Raw genomic sequence first — 16,261 nt, 5'->3', positions numbered from 1 at the left:
GTTTTCTCAGATTATACTAAGTAGATGGATATAAATAAACAAAATGTTTTGAGGGCTTCAGCCCTCACTACGAAATATATTTTACGTTTAATTTTGTGCCTTTACTTAACATTATGTTCGGGAGTATTTTTCACAGATTCTGCGTTTGCTTTGCTGCGCCAGCATCACGATGCACCCGGAGTTTTACGTTACCATTCTCAAGTGTCTATTAAAGATGATTTCGGCTACACTTGGCAAGTGGTATTGTTCAAATTATTTCCACCAGGTAAAGCTGTAGAATTCAATCTTAGGTTAGTCGGTTTTCCTGGGGTATTTGAGTTAGCTCATCCTCGAACTTTGGAAATTGTCACAGCAAAGGGTAAACTGTTAAGTGCATCTGATGTGTATGCAGAAAAATCACCTTCTCCTAATGTCGGAGATTACAAGTTAACAGATGTTTTATTGAAATTGACAACAACCGATTCTCTAAAACTTTATGTACCGCTATCTGGGGAAGAACGTTTAGTTTTACAAATTCCCGCATCTGTGGTAACAGAATGGCAATGGCTGGTAACTGATTTTAATTCATAAATTTTTATTTTTTCGTTCTGACAAAGATACACTACCAATACCTTGGAGAATACCACGACCGATTAACCCCAAACCTCTACCAATTACTTGGGTGAGAACAAAAACAATACCGCTACCTGCGAAAGATAATAGTGATTTTAGACGAGGAGCGATCGCATCCCGAAATTCTAATGCTAATGTTACTAATAGGGGAATCCCAGAAAGTTGAGCTAATTCTTGATTGCGAGGAGCATAAATTGATATTTTCGCAATACCGCGAGGTGTAAATACAAGTAGTTCATAACGACTTTCAAAAATCGCTTGAGCTTCACTTACATAATTTCGCAAGCGATATTTCCATGATAAATCATTGCGGAAACGTTCGATTTCTCGTGTGGAAATAAATTGGCGATCGTAAAAAGTTTGTTTAATTTTTTCTACATCTGCTAAAGTGTTAAGCAGTGGCTGCACTACACCATTTGCCACTTGAATTAATAAGTTTTCTAAAATCATTAAAGATTGCTCCATCGCCTCTACGCTACCTGCTGCGTAAATGGTATTATCAATAGATAAATCTGTTTGAAATAGTAGATAAGAAAATAACTCTACTACCAAAGGAATCTTTACAAGAATTTCTGTTTCTACAACTTTAGCAGCTTGCAGCAAGAAAGTGACAATTTCTAAATTTTGATTACCTACTTGCACTTTGGTAAATTTACCAAAAAAATCTGTTGTTGACGCTTGCCATAAATCACATAATATGATATTTTTAAATTCATTTAATCGATGAACTTCTATTTGAGATGCACGCAGTTCATCTAAAGAATTAGCAAGCTTTTGCAGAATGAGATAAAGTAACTCCCGTTTTTTTTCTTGGCGAAAAATGTCAATTTCTAAAGGTTCATCGCCCAAATTTTGTAAAGGTAATTGAAGTTTAGCAACACAAGATGAAAATAATGTTGCTTGTAGCGCTCTTGGGCTAAGTAAAGAAGGAGAATTTTGCTTTATTGGTGATATGACAACAGCACTATTAAGTGAAGGATTTGTCGCTGGTGAATCTTGAATTGAAGAAAGCGATGTCTGACTACTTATACTGTCATACTGCCTTTCCTGGGGTGCAGCCAACAGCCGATTGACTAGCCAACCTGCTGCCAATAATTCGCGTCGCTGTCCAGCTAAAATAGCCCGATCCAACAGCGGCAAACCAGGGACTTGCAGTTGTGCCGTCACTTCCGCCAAAGTAGCGTTAATGTAATCAATTCCTGACAAACGCCAATTATTCCGCAGCCTTGCGAAAGGAAAAGGGGAGGAGTGAGGAGTTGTAGAGACGCGATAACCTGTGTCTGTACGGGAGACGCGATAACCTGTGTCTGTACGGGAGTTAACAGTTATTTTTCCCCCACTCCCCATCTCTCCATCCCAATAACTACCACCAGATACTACCAGTTGCATTGCCTCAACTAACTCAGAAACAGGTGTCCCTTTGGGGCAGTAGCCATCTACACCAGCATCTCTTGCTGCCATCAGTAACCCTGGTTCAGAAACAGAACTGAGCAGTAAAATCGGTAAATTGGGGTACTCAGCCTTAAGTTGGCGACACAATTGTAAATAACGACTGTTAGCGAGTTCCAAAATTACCAAATTTACTGCTTTTGGGTTGTTTTGGGCAAATTCTGCCAATATGTGCAAAGCAACGGTATCTGTTTGAGCCTCCGCTGTAACTTCCAAATTAGGGACTTGTTCCAAAGCTACTCGCAACCCAAGCCGGAAAATTGGGTCTTGGTCGATTAATAATACTTTTAGAGGGCGATCGCTCATAGTCTACTCAAAAACATAGATGCTATTTTTCGCGCTTTTAGAAAACAGCTGTGATACTTAGCTTAATCCCCTCATTGTGACTTGTTTAGGCAGGACAGAAAATCGAAGGTAATTGCCATCAAGTTCGACTGATGTAACAAAAATAACATTTATTTTCGAGATTGTTTGGCAAAGCACAATATTGAAATACAGCAAATTAAAGGATTTACTGCCGCACCTCCAGCAGCCCTACCCTTACGTATTATTCACTATATATAAGTTAAAAGCTTTACTATCTTTGACATCTGTACCATAAGAGAAGTGTTAGATGTGCCCTTATGCATTGTAGAGTTTCAAATCAGTGTAATTGCCCAATTCACTCTCCAGCTTATTGATGCTAGCAGAGGTAAATCTGGAGAAGACAAGGAGATGGGGAGAGTTCTTGAGAGGGGGGGACGACTTGGGGAGGGGGGGACAAGGGAGACAAGGGAGAGGGGGAGGACAAGGAAGATATAGAAATTTCTTCCTTATCTTCAAGCAGTCCCCCAAGTCCCCCTTGTCCCCCTTGTCCCCTTGTCCCCTTGTCTCCCCTGTCCCCTTGTCCCCTTGTCTCCTAACTTTCGGTATTGTTCTGCCGATAGCCGTAAAAGTTAATATTGTATTCAGTAATTTTCACTCCGGTTTGTTCTTCAACTTGGCGGATAAAATCTTCTGGTAGTTCGATATGAACATCGAGAATTTGATTTGTATCTATGCAGTTGACATGACTGTGGGAATCACTGATATTACCGTATAAACGTCCATCGCAGCGTTCGATGCACTCAATGATGTTTTGACTGGATAACGCTTCTAAGTTTTGATATACAGAGGTATGTCCGATTTCTTTGCCTTCTTGGTTTAGGCGATCGTAAATCTCTCTGGCAGAAAGATGCTCTTTTGCTTGCCACAGTAGTTCTAAAATAAAGCGACGCTGCCGGCTAACGCGCATACCCAATGTTTGGCATCTGTCAATAGCATCTTCTAGAGAACGAATTGGTTTTGTAGAGATGACTTGTTTTTGCATATTTATTTAAGTTTCTTAACTGTTGGGGTTATTTCTATGTTTGAACGTGTAATTGTTATTTTATTTATGCAATGTTTTTGTACTTTGCACTGAAATCCTAATATCTGTGTTTTTGCTTTTGATTGCTACGCAAGCACAAAGAAAGAGCGATTAGTTTTTGTGCTTCTTGAGAGTTGCTTTTTCACACCCTAATCTAAAACAAACTCATTACAACTTTAGCTTAAAATCACGCCTTACGTCTACTTTGGGGAATGGGGAATGGGGAATGGGTAATTGGTAATTGGGAATGGGTAATCGGGAATGGGTAATCGGGAATGGGTAATTGGGAATGGGTAATCGGGAATGGGTAATTGGGAATGGGTAATCGGGAATGGGTAATGGGTAATAAAAATAATGCCCAATGCCCAATGCCCAATGCCCAATGCCCAATGCCCAATGCCCAATGCCCAATCAGTATTTACTGAGACATTTCTTTCAGGTTAATTAAATAACAATTTCAAAGGATAAAGATATGCAAAGCAACGGCAATAATATGTCGTCTGGAAGGACACAACCGCAAAGCGAAAGTGACAAGATGCCATCTTTGGGTATGGATTCGCCAAACTTTCCACGGGAGATGCCTAGCGGTGATATGAACGCCAGTGATTCTCCTAAGTTGCAAAACGTGCTAGTAGAAATGCGCGTGCCTAAGACTCAAGGAGTACTGGGGGCATCACAGATGGCGGCAGAAATGAACGTTATCGGCTTTCAATTGGATACCAGCTATGAACCAGTACCAGTTAGCGCGAGTCAAGATGCAGCCGGTTTATTGGCTGACAATGAAGAAATAGCGATCGTGCGCGGGGTGGTAGAGTCAAGCAAAATTGAAGAATTAGAAGCACAACCCAACGTAATTAAGGTGTATAAAGATACACCTATTGCCCCTTTTAATAGTGCGTTGTTGGAGAAAGCAGACAAAGATTTAGTCATGCCAATGGATGCGACTGGTACATGTCCGATTGGCACATGTGACTGTTCTCCAACAACGGCAAAGGGAGCGATCGCCGACGTTGCAACTTACTTCGGTGTTGATAAAATATGGGCAGCTGGCTACAAAGGTCAGGGCATTGTCGTTGGTGTTGTCGATGGTGGCATCACCGCCGAAGGTCGCTACATAGGCGCTTTTGAAACGGATCGCACAATTCCCAACGTCATCGGCGGACCTGCACAGAACTGGGGAACAACAGCCCGCGCTTGGGGCGAACATGGTAATATGTGTGCTACCGATGTCTTGGGTATGGCTCCAGAAGCCAAACTCTACGATTGTCGCATCTCTGACGGCGGTGCCGTATCCACTGCCTTAACAGTATACGAATGGGCAATCAAGCAGCACAAAACTGACGGTACACCCCACATCCTCACCAATAGCTGGGGAATTTACCAAAAAAGCTGGGATGAATTTTATGCTACAAATCCCGATCATCCTTTCAGCCGCAAGGTTGTAGAAGCAATTAATGAAGGAATTCTCGTCTTGTTTGCCGCTGGTAACTGTGGTGAAAGCTGTCCAAGTGACAGATGTGGCACCGATAATGGACCGGGCAAAAGCATTTGGGGAGCAAACGGACATCCTTTAGTCATGACTGTCGGTGCTGTCAACAAAGATGAACAATTTGTTGGTTATAGCAGCCAAGGACCAGCAGCTTTAGATCCTAACAAGCCTGATTTTTGTTCTGTTACTCATTTTCGAGGTTACTTTGCCTCTGATAACGGCACATCTGCCGCGACACCCATCGCTGCTGGTGTAGTCGCGTTGCTCAAAAATGCCAAACCTGACTTAACTCAAGAACAAGCAAAAAATGCTCTCAAGAGTACCGCGAAAAATATCGGTGAACCGGGTTGGGACCCGCATTCCGGTGCGGGTATTATTCAGCCAAAAGCTGCCTTTGACTTGTTGCAACCCCAGCAGCAACGTTGGTCAGAGTGGCAAAAATTAGATGGTAACTGTTTTTCTGCCCCTGCGGTTACGACTTCGGGAGAAAAACGTCTTGACACTTTTGTTCTCGGTGGTGACAGTGCGATATATCACAAGTCCTGGGATGGTTCTAATTCAAGCGAGTGGCAAAACTTGGGCGGATTTAGTTTATCAGCACCTGCGGCTGTGACGTTGACATCAAACCGAATTGATACATTTATTATTGGTCAACAGCGCCAACTGCTTCGCAAGTTCTGGGATAATTCTACTTGGAGCGAGTGGGAAGATTTAGGCGGCTTTTGCAAGCAGGGTGTAGCTGTTTGTTCAGAAGCAAACCGCCTTGATGTGTTTACAATTGGTGCTGACAACGCCACATATCACAAATCTTGGGATGGTGCTAAGTGGAGTGAATGGGAAAATTTAGGCGGCTTGTGTTTGTCTGCACCAGCGGCGGTTTCTGCGGGCGCTAACCACGTTGAATTGTTTGTTAGAGGTGGCGACCATGCGATATACCGCAAGTCCTGGGATGGCGCATCTTGGAGCAATTGGGAAAGCTTAGGTGGCTTGTGGTTATATTCGCCGGCGGTGACTTCTTGGGGAGCGAATCGGCTGGACGTGTTTGCAGTTGGTACTGATAATGCTTTGTACCGCAAAACCTGGGATAATTCTAGTTGGAGCGCTTGGGAGAATAAAGCCGGTTCATGCATTTCTGCTCCTGCTGCTGTTTCTACGGGAGTCAACCGTATTGACACGTTTGTTGTAGGTGGCGATAATGCTTTGTACCGCAAATCTTTCAGCTAATCTGGATCGTCTCAGGGTGCATCTGTAGTAAGCACAAAGCGTGCTTATTTAAAGCGCTGAAGCGCTTACTACGAATAGAGACGCGATGTTATCGCGTCTTTATTTTAATCAATAGGTGTGGCGTTAGTACCTGAAAGCTGCTACTGTGTATTCTCGATCTGACTGTTGCACAAAATCGTATGAATGCCAATGACGATCGCGATCGCACTTAATACCGACTGCATTAACAATCTGGATCTATCACCCGCATCAACGGTGATTTCACAACTGCTGGAAGATGGGGCGATCGCATCCCACGAACAGCAGCTGCACTTTGAGATAAACTATTCTCAAGAACCTGGCGATCCACGAGAACTTTCAGAAATTCCAGAAGTACGCTTATGGTTTCTCCGTCTGGATGCTCGGTATCCTTGGTTGCCATTTTTACTAGATTGGAAAGCTGGGGAACTTGTTCGTTACGTCGCTATGCTTGTACCCCACCAATTTAGTGAAAAAGAAGGTATTCAGTATAATCCTGAAGCTTTAGAAATCTTTTTGATGCAGAGAATCTTTATTTTAAGCGATTGGTTCAAACAGCAGGGTATACCCAATCAATTCCGTCTCAAATCAATGGCTCAACTGCTGGGTTATGATTTAGATGATGCTTTGTTCGAGATGTTTTGAAAAAATGGGGAATGGGGAATCGGTAATGGGGAATGGGTAATGGGGAATGGGGAATGGGGACTAAAAATAATTACCAATGCCCAATTAGCAATTACCAATTAGCAATTACCCATTACCAATTCCCAATTCCCAACTCACTTTATACGATATATAAAACTTAATGCGGTATTGAAAGCGTATTCAACTGCTTTTGATTTACTTGGTAAAGCTTCTTGCCAGATTCGATAATCGTTATAGTCAATAATTATATTTACTATTTCATCAATCCTGATTTGATTCAGTATTTTGTATTGTTCAGCTTCAAAATCTTTTGCTGTACCACCGATTTCTAAAACTTCCTGTGCAGCTTTGATAAAGCTATCCAAAACTGTTTGCATGTATTTTTTTCCGACATTTTCTGCAAATACGGATGATGCTTTTAAAGCGTTAAATTCTGCTAAAAGCAAATCGGCAATTTCTCTTCCTGTGGAAGTATTCCAATTTAAAGGAAGTTGTATATCCAAATATTCACATTGATTATATTTATAGTTGAGATAATCATGAATATTTTCGGCTAATCGAATTAGTTTTTTACCAGCTAATAATTCTTTGAGAAGATTTGTGCTTGTGTCGATAGATGAGTCACGGAATACTTTTTCTTGGCTTTCCGGACATTCATACACTAAATAAGTCCAAATTCCTGAGTTAGCTTCATTCTTCATTCCCGCTTGGTAAAAAGTTATTGTTGCGTCTTCCTTACACTTGAAATATGCACTTTTAGTATTTTCTAATGTAGAAAAACGCATTCTCGGTGAAGAATAGATAATATGAAGGAAAACCCCAATGATATGATGAGTCTGAGTATCTACTTGGATATACCGTTTTCCACTGCTAATAAAGCCATGTAACCAAATCGCCATTTCTTTTTCCTTTTGTATACTTAATAACATTTTTTGCTGATGCACTAGCATTTATAACGATAAATAAGCTAAAGTACACAGAATATAGCGCGTTAGATCCACCCAGAAGCTAATTACACCAAGTAGTATCGGCAACCAGTGTTTGCTCTATAGCCGAGAATCCTTAATTTTGTGTATTAAGGTTTTAACTGAAATTTATAGTTGTAATTGATTAGTTTTGTAAAAAAACCTCATATTTCCTGCTAAATCAAAAAGTATATCTTGCTGTTCATTTTTTTTATCGAAAATTTAATTGATGTTTAACAGCTGGCTGTCAACTATGACACCTTGAACATTTACAATTAGCCATTTTCCAATTTTCACAACTGGGTTAAATGCATACTATGCACGAATGCCAAAGATATTGTTCCCACAAATATATCTAAACTAACAATTTGGAAAAAATCTAATTTTTTTAACTTATCTTTGTCAATGATATATTTGTAAAGTATTATAAATAATGAGAGCGTAAATCCTGGCAAAGTGTTATCAGAAATACTTGACAACATCTGCTTACAATAGTTATTTTTTTGTTTTAAACTAAAATTTGCTGCAAAATAAACTCAACTATTACAGCTAAATTTTTGGCAATGTAATCAGATATTGTGTGGTGTTAGTTCGGAATTTTTGGCTTGCGTTAGGTTGATTATCGAGTATGTTCTGACTCGATACTTCGGATGTGAAAAATTAAGATAGGAAAAATAGTATAGCGCATCTAACTTTGTCCCAGCTTGTGCAAGAAAAAGTTTGTCAAGTCGCTAATGTGACTGGTTAAAAATTTCCCCTAAGTAATAACTATTATATGAACTAGGGGAATGGAAACTCAAACAAAAGAATATTTGGCGATCGCTTAACGCTCCACACGTCTTAAATAACACTTCTCTCGGATGTTAAAATATTCAAGTAAGGCAAATGCAGCCTCAGGGTTGATATTGAAGGAAAGCGATCGCACTTCTTGCGGGCACTCCGCGCCATCGCACTCAACAAAAAAAAGCAAACAAAATCATCAGCCAAGACGTGCAAAGCTGAAAAACACAATTATTGCAGTACTAGCCACCCCAAACTTTCTGCAAAACTGTATCGGGTGAAATATCAGCGATTCTACCGGTAAGAGATTTGATCGCCAAAAATTTATCACTCTTGGGTAACAACTTGGCTGGCTCTGTGTCACCAAATAAAGCAATAGTATAAGTTTGTACCGCTACGCTCAAGTGCATCGGCGCACTGTCGGTACACAACATCAAATTTGCCCCGCCAATCATGGCGGCTAACTTGCCGATATCATCTGGGTAAGTTATTTTAACATCTTTCTGGGACGACTCAAGCGATGTCACAAGACAAGCCGCTCCGCGTCTTGGCACCAATTCATCTTCTGCTTGTTTGACTACTACCACAGGCATCTCTGGTTGCTTGCTGCGGAAATTTTGAATAATTTGCAGCCAACTTTCCACAGGATAAACTTCATTTGCCGATTTGCTTTGGGCTAACTGACTAGAACCACCGTAAATCAAGATGTAACCTGTTTCATGCACACCTAAACGTTTTTGTTCTTTTTCTGCCCAATCAATATCGGCTAAAGGTATATTCACCGTTAAATCGGGGCAAGTAGATTGAATGCCCAAACCTTTGAGGAGGTCGTGATACATTGCCGCAGTATACTGCGATTGTTTCAGCGACACCGGGTTGGTCAGAAAAGCAGAACCTTTGCCTTGGTAGCCTATCCGTGTGGGGATTCCCGTCAACCAAAGTATAAGACCAATCAACCAGCTTTGTCCTAAAACAATGGCAACATCGTACTCGCGATCGCGAATCATACCCACCAAGTTACCCCAATCTGCTAAACTGTTGCGGTCTTGGAAATCAAATGTCAGTACTTGGTCAACTGACTTGCTTACCCGGTAGGCAACTTTTGAGCGGGGTTCGGTAACAACGTCTATCAAAGCTGAAGGTAATGAGCGCTTCAGGTCATCTAGAGTCGGAAAGAAGAGAATTTGGTCGCCAATTGAGCCGGGAACAAGGGCTACTATTCGCATAAGATTTATTTACGCTTACTCGCTACTTATTTTAGGAGAATATAGGAATTGGAAATTGTTAATTGTTAGTTGTAAGTAAGAGCGTTGGAGCGTTGGAGCGTTGGAGCGTTGGAGCGTTGGAGCGTTGTTTTACTAACCACTATCCACTATCCACTATCCACTACCCACTACCCACTATCCACCAACCACTATCCACCAACCACTATCCACTAACTACTTACCAGAAAACTGTGCATTTACTAATTCCAGCTGCGGGGATGGGACGAAGGATGGGAAGCGATCGCAATAAACTTCTGTTACTCGTGCGATCGCAACCGATAATTAGTTGGACTCTCAAAGCCGCTGAAGGCGCAAGCCTAATTAGTTGGATCGGCATTATTGCTTCTCCTACCGATTGGCAAGACCTCCAGACAATTATCCAGAAACAAAAATTAACTAAACCTGTGGAATTGATCGAAGGCGGCTCCACACGCCAAGAATCAGTTTACAATGGCTTACTGGCATTACCATCTGCCGCAGAGCAAGTTTTGATTCACGATGGTGCCAGATGTCTTGCCACACCGGATTTATTTGATGCTTGTGCTTTATCCATTCGCCATCATTCTGGTTTGATCGCTGCCATCCCTGTCAAGGATACTATCAAAGTTGTCGATGAAAATGGCATAATTCAAACTACTCCTGACCGGCGGCGACTGTATGCCGCACAAACTCCCCAAGGTTTTGATGTCAAGTTGTTGAAACAATGCCACGCTGAAGGTGTCCGTCAGGGTTGGGAAGTAACTGACGATGCGGCTTTGTTTGAAAAGTGCGGCTACAGCGTCGCAATTGTCCAAGGTGAAGAAACCAATTTGAAAGTGACTACCCCACAAGATTTAGCGATCGCCGAATTCATCCTCAAAGAGAGGGAGTAGGGGGCAGGGGGCAGGGGGCAGGGGGCAGGGGGCAGGGGGCAGGGGGCAGGGGGCAGAATTTTTTTACTTTGACTGAACTGCAAAATTATGATACAATCCCAAACACTTATGAGTCTGGCAATTGTCATTTGCTCTGTTACCGCCTTTGACCAATGACTAATGACCGCCTTTGACCAATGATTACAGGCACAGCGAACAAGATAGAAGCGATTCTGTATTTAAAAGGTAAACCCTTGTCGCTCGGTGAAATCGCCGAGTATGCGGCGTGCGATCGCGCTACTGTTGAGTCAGGCATAATTGAATTAATCGACAACTATGCCCACAGAGATGGCGCTTTAGAAGTTGTAGAAACTCCAGCAGGTTTCTGTCTGCAACTGCGGTCAGATTTTCATGAATTAGTGCAAACCATGATACCAGTGGAATTGGGGTTGGGGGCATTGCGAACTTTAGCAGCGATCGCTCTTAATAGCCCGATTCTTCAAAGCGACTTGATAAATGTGCGCGGTTCGGGAGTATATCAACACGTTCCCGAACTAGTCGAACTCGGTTTTGTCCGAAAACGCCGAGATAATGAATCTCGGTCTTATTCGCTACAAATTACTCCGAAATTTCATCAATATTTCCAAATTGAGCAACTTCCCGAACCATTCGACCGCAGCCAAGAAGAACGACAACTAGAACTAGACTTCAAAACTGAACCAGAACCAGAACCACAATAAATGGCGGTGCAAAAAAGCCAAAAACATCAACCTCAGGGCTGATGTTGAAGCGCCAAAGGTTGTCCTATAGATAAGTTTTCGCCTAATACCTGTGGGGAATGCATTACCCTCGTTGAATGGTTTAGAGTAGAAATAGCAACTCAGCTAGCATAACTGCCAATGGTGTTTAATCCTAACTTTTTGAACGACAACTCTGAGGAACACCCTAATCAGCTTGTTTCCGACAATTCTGACGAATACCCCAATCAGTTACTCAAATATCTACAGCACCAGTCTCCAGAAGTTTTAGCCCGTGTCGCCCAGTCCGTCAGCCCGGAAATTAAACAAATAATTTCCCAAAACGTTCAAGGGCTTGTGGGAATGCTTCCAGCGGAAAACTTCCATGTGCAAATTACAACAGACCGCGAGAATTTAGCTGGTCTTTTAGCATCGGCGATGATGACAGGGTATTTCTTGCGCCAGATGGAACAGCGGATGCAGTTAGAAAATTTGAGTAACAGTCAATAGTGGTTAGTGGTTGGTGGATAGTGGATAGTGGATAGTGGATAGTGGTTAGTGGTTAGTAGACAACTAACAACGCTCCAACGCTCCAACCAACAACCAACAGACTATTTCTCAGGATAAGCCCCAGAGACTACTTTGAGGGTTTCAATTTTCCCGTTGCGATTGACTTCCATCTCTAGGATGTCTCCAACTGAACTGGACTCTACCACCTTCTGTACCTGAGCCGCTGTTTTGACTGGTTTGCGGTTAAGTTTTTGAATCAAGTCTCCAGGAAGCAGTCCTCCCTTTTGTGCGGGTGATTTTTCTAGAACTCCCTTAACGACAACACCGCTGTCGTGCTTAATGTTCAGATTACTTTCTTGATTAATTTGCTGTTTTTTGGTAGGAGAAAGGTCTACCATTTCAATCCCCAAAAAAGGATGTTCAGCACGCCCTTTGGTAAACAGTTCCGACGCGATGCGGGCAGCGGTTTCGATGGGAATGGCGAAACCGAGTCCTTGGGCATCGGCGCGGATGGCGGTGTTAACGCCAATCACTTCGCCTTGGGCGTTTAACAATGGTCCGCCAGAGTTACCGGGGTTAATTGCTGCATCAGTTTGGATAAAACTGACTCGCTTATCTGGGATACCGACTTGAACACTAGTGCGATCGGTTGCGCTGATGATGCCAATAGTGACAGTATTATCTAAACCGAGAGGATTGCCAATAGCGATCGCCCACTGTCCCGGTATTAAGTTTTGTGAATTACCCAGCTTGACAGTTGGCAACTTATCAGCATTAATTTTTACTACTGCCACATCTGTAACCGGATCGACTCCCGACACCTTACCCTCAAAAGTCCGACCATCTTTGAGAGTAACTAATACTGTATCTGTATCTGCTACCACATGAGCATTGGTTAGCAATTGACCATCTTGACTCAAAATAAATCCTGACCCCGTACCGCGTTCAATCCTCTCTTGGGGAACTGGTTGTTCATCCTCGCCAAAAAATCGCCGCAAAAGCGGATTTTTTAAAGCATCAGAAATCGGATTGGCGACTTTGCGAGTTGCATTAATTCGGACTACCGCAGGTCCGGTTTTTTGTACAGCAGCGGCAATAAAATTTACATTATCACCGCCAGTAGGAGCGATCGCTCCTCCAACAGGTAATGGTGCTACAGTTTGTGGAGGCAAAGCCACTGTCACAGCTTTTAAATCTTGAAACGGGCGACTTTGTGGCAGAATAAAGCGACCGCCTAACAATCCTGCACCACCGCCGATCGCCAATAAGGACAGATAAACGGCTAGTTTTTTTACGGTTAACTTCATAATTTTTACTTTCATAGACAGCAATGCAGATGCTAACTTATAAGTTTAGTCAAGCTAGAGGCTAGTTAACAGATGCTCGACAGCCTAATTTGACACTAAGGGCAATAAAATTTCGGATTTATGGGGAGTTGTTAGTAGTTAGTTGTTAGTAGTTGGTGGTTGGGGAATTGTTGGTGAACCACTGCGTTGGGGAGGCAGTGCGGTCTTGGGGTTTCCCCAAGTGGAGCATCTGCCGTCGGCTCTGCCGACTTGAAGCAAGTGGTGAACCCGAAGGGTTGTCGTCAGATAATCCCCCTTGTCTCCTTGTCTCCTTGTCTCCTTGTCCCTTTGTCTGTACATGACTTTTCCCTTTCGTCAACAGTTTCTGTATTTCCTAGTCAGCGTCCTTGGGCTAGTGTCCACAACCCCATCAAAAAGCGCTAACGCTGCTGTTCCAGGTTGTCCCACTCCAGCCCTTGAACGTTTCCAACGTCATAAAGTTGCTTCAGGCGAAACTTTAGAAAGCATAGCCCAGCGCTACAATCTCATGCCAACAACTATTATCGGCATGAATCCAGATTTGCGAAACCGCACCGTAGCCATAGGTAAGGAAATTTTAATTCCCCCCTACGATGGAATTGTCGTGGAAGTGCCTCGCGGACAAACTTGGCGAGAAGTCGCAGCAAAGTATAAAATCCGTGCTGACGCGCTGTTTGAAGTGAATGGCTGTGAAAAAGATCCAAGAGTCGTGTTTGTTCCTCAAGGGAATTCATCGCGGAGTCGTCCAGTAACTAATTCCACCACAAGTAGCACAACTCCTATTAAGTTCACCGGGTATCCTTTGCCAGAAAATGCTCGTGTAGCGTTACCTTATGGTTGGCAGATTAATCCTAAGACAAGTGAAGTTTTCTTTCACAGCGGTGTAGATTTGTTAGCAAGTGTGGGAACTTCTGTTGAAGCGATCGCACCCGGAACCGTAGTCTTTGCTGGCAATCAAGGCACTTACGGCAACTTAGTAATAATTAATCACGCCGGCAAATTACAAAGCCGCTACGCCCATCTGAAAGATATCAAAGTCTCCGTCGGTCAGCAAGTCAAACAGCAAGACGAAATAGGAACTCTAGGTACAACCGGAAAACCTACCTCCACACAACCTCATCTTCATTTTGAAATACGTTCCAGTTCAGATTTAGGTTGGGTAGCCAAAGATCCAAATCAGTACATGCAGCGTTGACATTAGCAGAGTGCAAAAATCTCCTCCGCGTTACTCTGCAAATTCCTCCGCGTGACTTTGCGTTAAAAAAAGCTAATCACTTCCGTAGATTTAACTACATGCATCCCCGCCGCAGCAAATCGCTCAAACGCCGCGTCAGCTTGCTCAGTATAATCCACCACCCCATGCACAACAACCGGGGAAGTGCAATCTTCCAGCAGATAGATTTTTCTCGCTAGCGTAGCATCTATCTGCTGAATTTCTGTTAACAAATCGTCAATAGTCCAAGCAACGCAGTGACTTTTAGCTTGTCCGCCAATGATGACAGCATCATACTCTAAAAGTTGTTTAATTAAACGTGTATTCTTTTGGGCAATTGGCTTTTTATCTACACCTTCTAAAACCTCTGGACGCAGCACAGAATAATTTTCTGTTAAAGGATTATCGCCTTTTATTTCAAATTGCGTTTGACTATCACGAGTAATGCAGTGAAAAAATATCGCTTCCTCGACAGATGAAACTAAAGCGTGACCGATACCACCTAACATTGAATGATAAAACCAAACTGTTAGCGGATATTTACCATTTTCAGTTAATTGTTTCACGTAATGATAGGCGTGTTTTTCTAAAAATTCATAATCATATCCCAAACTGAAAGCAACTGCGGGGTTAACTTTCCAAATTCCTTTTTCTATGTCTGCTGGAGTGATGCTAGAAGCAGCGGGTGTGGGATGTTCCCTTTTAGCGTTCACCCAGAAAATAGGATGGAAAATTTGCATTGCTGTGTGAGTGTCCATCGTCGGTACAATTGTCGTAATCACGCCCAAATTGCGATAGATAAATTCACACAATCGCTGATTATCATCAACCGCACCACTACCGGATTTTCCACTTACAAATAATTCAAAATTTGGGATGCAAAAAGTGTTTTGTACATCAATTAAAAGTAGACAAACGCGAGTTTTGTCTGTTGATGCTGGTTTGATATTGTGTTCTTTCGCCCATGTTTGTGCTTCCGCTGCACGTTGTTGATAAGGTACGCGCCAGACTTCGCTGACTTTTTCGGGGTGAAAGTGCGAGGGAATGGGGAGTTGGGTTGTTATTTGGGTATTCATTATCAAATATGCGCTGATTTTTTCAAGTATTATGATTAACTAAATTAAAAATAATGCTTTATTTAGTAAACATCATCATGTGAACCTAAAGTCAACAACAATATTTCTTCTTCTCCTTCCTTCTCCATTAGTCACAAACTTAAATAAAATACGATTACTATAATCAATTGAACACGATCATCTACCTGATAAATCACCTTTTAGCTTGTGACTGCGTAAACTGGGTAGAAATGGATCTTCGGCTATTTGTTGTAATACCTGCTCAATTTGAGGACGTAATTCCGGATTTTTTTTTTACTAATCGTTTAAAAGCACGAACAAATGTCGGACTCCAAATTAAATTTCTCACTCGTCCAACTCCGCCATTAAATCTGCCACTGAACCACGTCGTATATTACCCTGAGCATATTCATTCTCTGCTTGTGCGATTTCTTTTAATAATTCATCTCGTCGCTGTTGTTTCAGGCGTTTGCTAATAATATCTAAAAGAATAACTTGAGCTTCTGGATCGAGTGCTTCTACTGCCTCAATTGCTTTTTGAAATATCGAGGTTTTTTCTAGCATGGGTAATTAGACAATATAGTGATAAGTTTACTTTAGCTGGTAGTGGAGGCGATCGCCTTTAACGATTACAGCAGCAATAGGTAAAAGCGAGATTCTCGGCTGATCTCATTCGTCTGTTCCCCACTATCTACATCCTCTATAATGTTCGCTA

The 16,261-nt window shown here is 42.3% G+C and carries 18 protein-coding genes; 9 read left to right on the top strand and 9 right to left on the bottom strand.

The annotated features are described in order from the left end of the window. The first annotated feature begins 24 nt into the window (after positions 1-24). Entirely contained in the window at positions 25-570 is a 546-nt protein-coding gene (locus tag PI95_RS01250) for a DUF3122 domain-containing protein (protein ID WP_063842395.1), read from the top strand. On the opposite strand, the gene PI95_RS01245 is transcribed toward PI95_RS01250, so the two are convergent. After that, the gene (locus tag PI95_RS01245; protein WP_039748763.1) at positions 565-2,367 is read right to left on the bottom strand and encodes a DUF3685 domain-containing protein; all 1,803 of its coding nucleotides are present in this window, start codon (positions 2,365-2,367) and stop codon (positions 565-567) included. The genes PI95_RS01250 and PI95_RS01245 overlap by 6 nt on opposite strands. A 309-nt stretch (positions 2,368-2,676) precedes the next feature. Here PI95_RS01245 and PI95_RS01240 point away from each other — a divergent pair, with 309 nt between their 5' ends. Then, on the top strand, positions 2,677-2,862 hold the full coding sequence (locus PI95_RS01240; protein WP_163518496.1) for a hypothetical protein: 186 nt from the start codon (positions 2,677-2,679) through the stop codon (positions 2,860-2,862). Between the two features lie 97 nt (positions 2,863-2,959). On the opposite strand, the gene PI95_RS01235 is transcribed toward PI95_RS01240, so the two are convergent. Both PI95_RS01235 and PI95_RS01230 read right to left on the bottom strand, forming a co-directional pair. Next, the gene (locus tag PI95_RS01235) at positions 2,960-3,409 is read right to left on the bottom strand and encodes a Fur family transcriptional regulator (protein WP_039748765.1); all 450 of its coding nucleotides are present in this window, start codon (positions 3,407-3,409) and stop codon (positions 2,960-2,962) included. A gap of 226 nt (positions 3,410-3,635) precedes the next feature. Beyond that, positions 3,636-3,845: a hypothetical protein gene (locus tag PI95_RS01230; RefSeq protein WP_163518494.1), complete on the bottom strand. Its 210-nt coding sequence runs from the start codon at positions 3,843-3,845 to the stop codon at positions 3,636-3,638. A 75-nt stretch (positions 3,846-3,920) separates the two neighbouring features. On the opposite strand from PI95_RS01230, the gene PI95_RS01225 reads away from it, so the two are divergent. The 3 genes from PI95_RS01225 (at position 3,921) to PI95_RS36605 (ending at position 6,985) form a co-directional block, all read left to right on the top strand. Then, a complete protein-coding gene (locus tag PI95_RS01225) occupies positions 3,921-6,161 on the top strand; it encodes a DUF8189 domain-containing protein (RefSeq protein WP_039748766.1) in 2,241 nt (746 codons plus the stop codon). A gap of 189 nt (positions 6,162-6,350) precedes the next feature. Beyond that, positions 6,351-6,824 (top strand): CRR6 family NdhI maturation factor, encoded by a 474-nt coding sequence (locus PI95_RS01220; RefSeq protein ID WP_039748768.1) that lies wholly within the window; start codon positions 6,351-6,353, stop codon positions 6,822-6,824. A 32-nt stretch (positions 6,825-6,856) separates the two neighbouring features. Beyond that, entirely contained in the window at positions 6,857-6,985 is a 129-nt protein-coding gene (locus tag PI95_RS36605) for a hypothetical protein (protein WP_268896628.1), read from the top strand. Here the strand turns inward: PI95_RS36605 and PI95_RS01215 are convergent. Both PI95_RS01215 and PI95_RS01210 read right to left on the bottom strand, forming a co-directional pair. Beyond that, the gene (locus PI95_RS01215; protein ID WP_336507014.1) at positions 6,959-7,768 is read right to left on the bottom strand and encodes a hypothetical protein; all 810 of its coding nucleotides are present in this window, start codon (positions 7,766-7,768) and stop codon (positions 6,959-6,961) included. The genes PI95_RS36605 and PI95_RS01215 overlap by 27 nt on opposite strands. Before the next feature lie 1,043 nt (positions 7,769-8,811). Beyond that, entirely contained in the window at positions 8,812-9,795 is a 984-nt protein-coding gene (locus PI95_RS01210; protein ID WP_039748772.1) for a glycosyltransferase family 9 protein, read from the bottom strand. A 230-nt stretch (positions 9,796-10,025) separates the two neighbouring features. Here PI95_RS01210 and ispD point away from each other — a divergent pair, with 230 nt between their 5' ends. The 3 genes from ispD to PI95_RS01195 all read left to right on the top strand — a co-directional run bounded on the left by ispD (position 10,026) and on the right by PI95_RS01195 (position 11,932). Next, positions 10,026-10,706 (top strand): 2-C-methyl-D-erythritol 4-phosphate cytidylyltransferase, encoded by a 681-nt coding sequence (gene ispD / locus PI95_RS01205; RefSeq protein ID WP_039748774.1) that lies wholly within the window; start codon positions 10,026-10,028, stop codon positions 10,704-10,706. A 176-nt stretch (positions 10,707-10,882) separates the two neighbouring features. Further along, entirely contained in the window at positions 10,883-11,425 is a 543-nt protein-coding gene (scpB, locus tag PI95_RS01200) for an SMC-Scp complex subunit ScpB (protein ID WP_039748777.1), read from the top strand. Between the two features lie 159 nt (positions 11,426-11,584). Continuing rightward, a complete protein-coding gene (locus PI95_RS01195; RefSeq protein WP_039748779.1) occupies positions 11,585-11,932 on the top strand; it encodes a DUF760 domain-containing protein in 348 nt (115 codons plus the stop codon). Between the two features lie 101 nt (positions 11,933-12,033). Here PI95_RS01195 and PI95_RS01190 read toward each other — a convergent pair whose 3' ends face one another. After that, on the bottom strand, positions 12,034-13,239 hold the full coding sequence (locus PI95_RS01190) for an HhoA/HhoB/HtrA family serine endopeptidase (RefSeq protein WP_039749076.1): 1,206 nt from the start codon (positions 13,237-13,239) through the stop codon (positions 12,034-12,036). A 138-nt stretch (positions 13,240-13,377) separates the two neighbouring features. After that, on the bottom strand, positions 13,378-13,578 hold the full coding sequence (locus tag PI95_RS01185; RefSeq protein ID WP_163518493.1) for a hypothetical protein: 201 nt from the start codon (positions 13,576-13,578) through the stop codon (positions 13,378-13,380). On the opposite strand from PI95_RS01185, the gene PI95_RS01180 reads away from it, so the two are divergent. Continuing rightward, entirely contained in the window at positions 13,577-14,452 is an 876-nt protein-coding gene (locus tag PI95_RS01180; protein WP_039748781.1) for a LysM peptidoglycan-binding domain-containing M23 family metallopeptidase, read from the top strand. The two genes, PI95_RS01185 and PI95_RS01180, sit on opposite strands and share 2 nt — an antisense overlap. 62 nt (positions 14,453-14,514) lie before the next feature. Here the strand turns inward: PI95_RS01180 and PI95_RS01175 are convergent, their stop codons facing one another. After that, positions 14,515-15,546, bottom strand: a complete 1,032-nt coding sequence (locus PI95_RS01175; RefSeq protein ID WP_052325284.1) for a cysteine hydrolase family protein — start codon at positions 15,544-15,546, stop codon at positions 14,515-14,517. Positions 15,547-15,891: 345 nt separating this feature from the next. Next, positions 15,892-16,110, bottom strand: a complete 219-nt coding sequence (locus PI95_RS01170; RefSeq protein ID WP_039748785.1) for a hypothetical protein — start codon at positions 16,108-16,110, stop codon at positions 15,892-15,894. Between the last annotated feature and the right edge of the window lie 151 nt (positions 16,111-16,261).

Source organism: Hassallia byssoidea VB512170 (assembly GCF_000817785.2).
In the GTDB taxonomy this organism is placed as follows: domain Bacteria; phylum Cyanobacteriota; class Cyanobacteriia; order Cyanobacteriales; family Nostocaceae; genus Hassallia; species Hassallia carrinoi.
The sequence above is the reverse complement of the archived record's forward strand: the minus strand, read 5'-3'. Positions and strand labels throughout refer to the sequence as shown.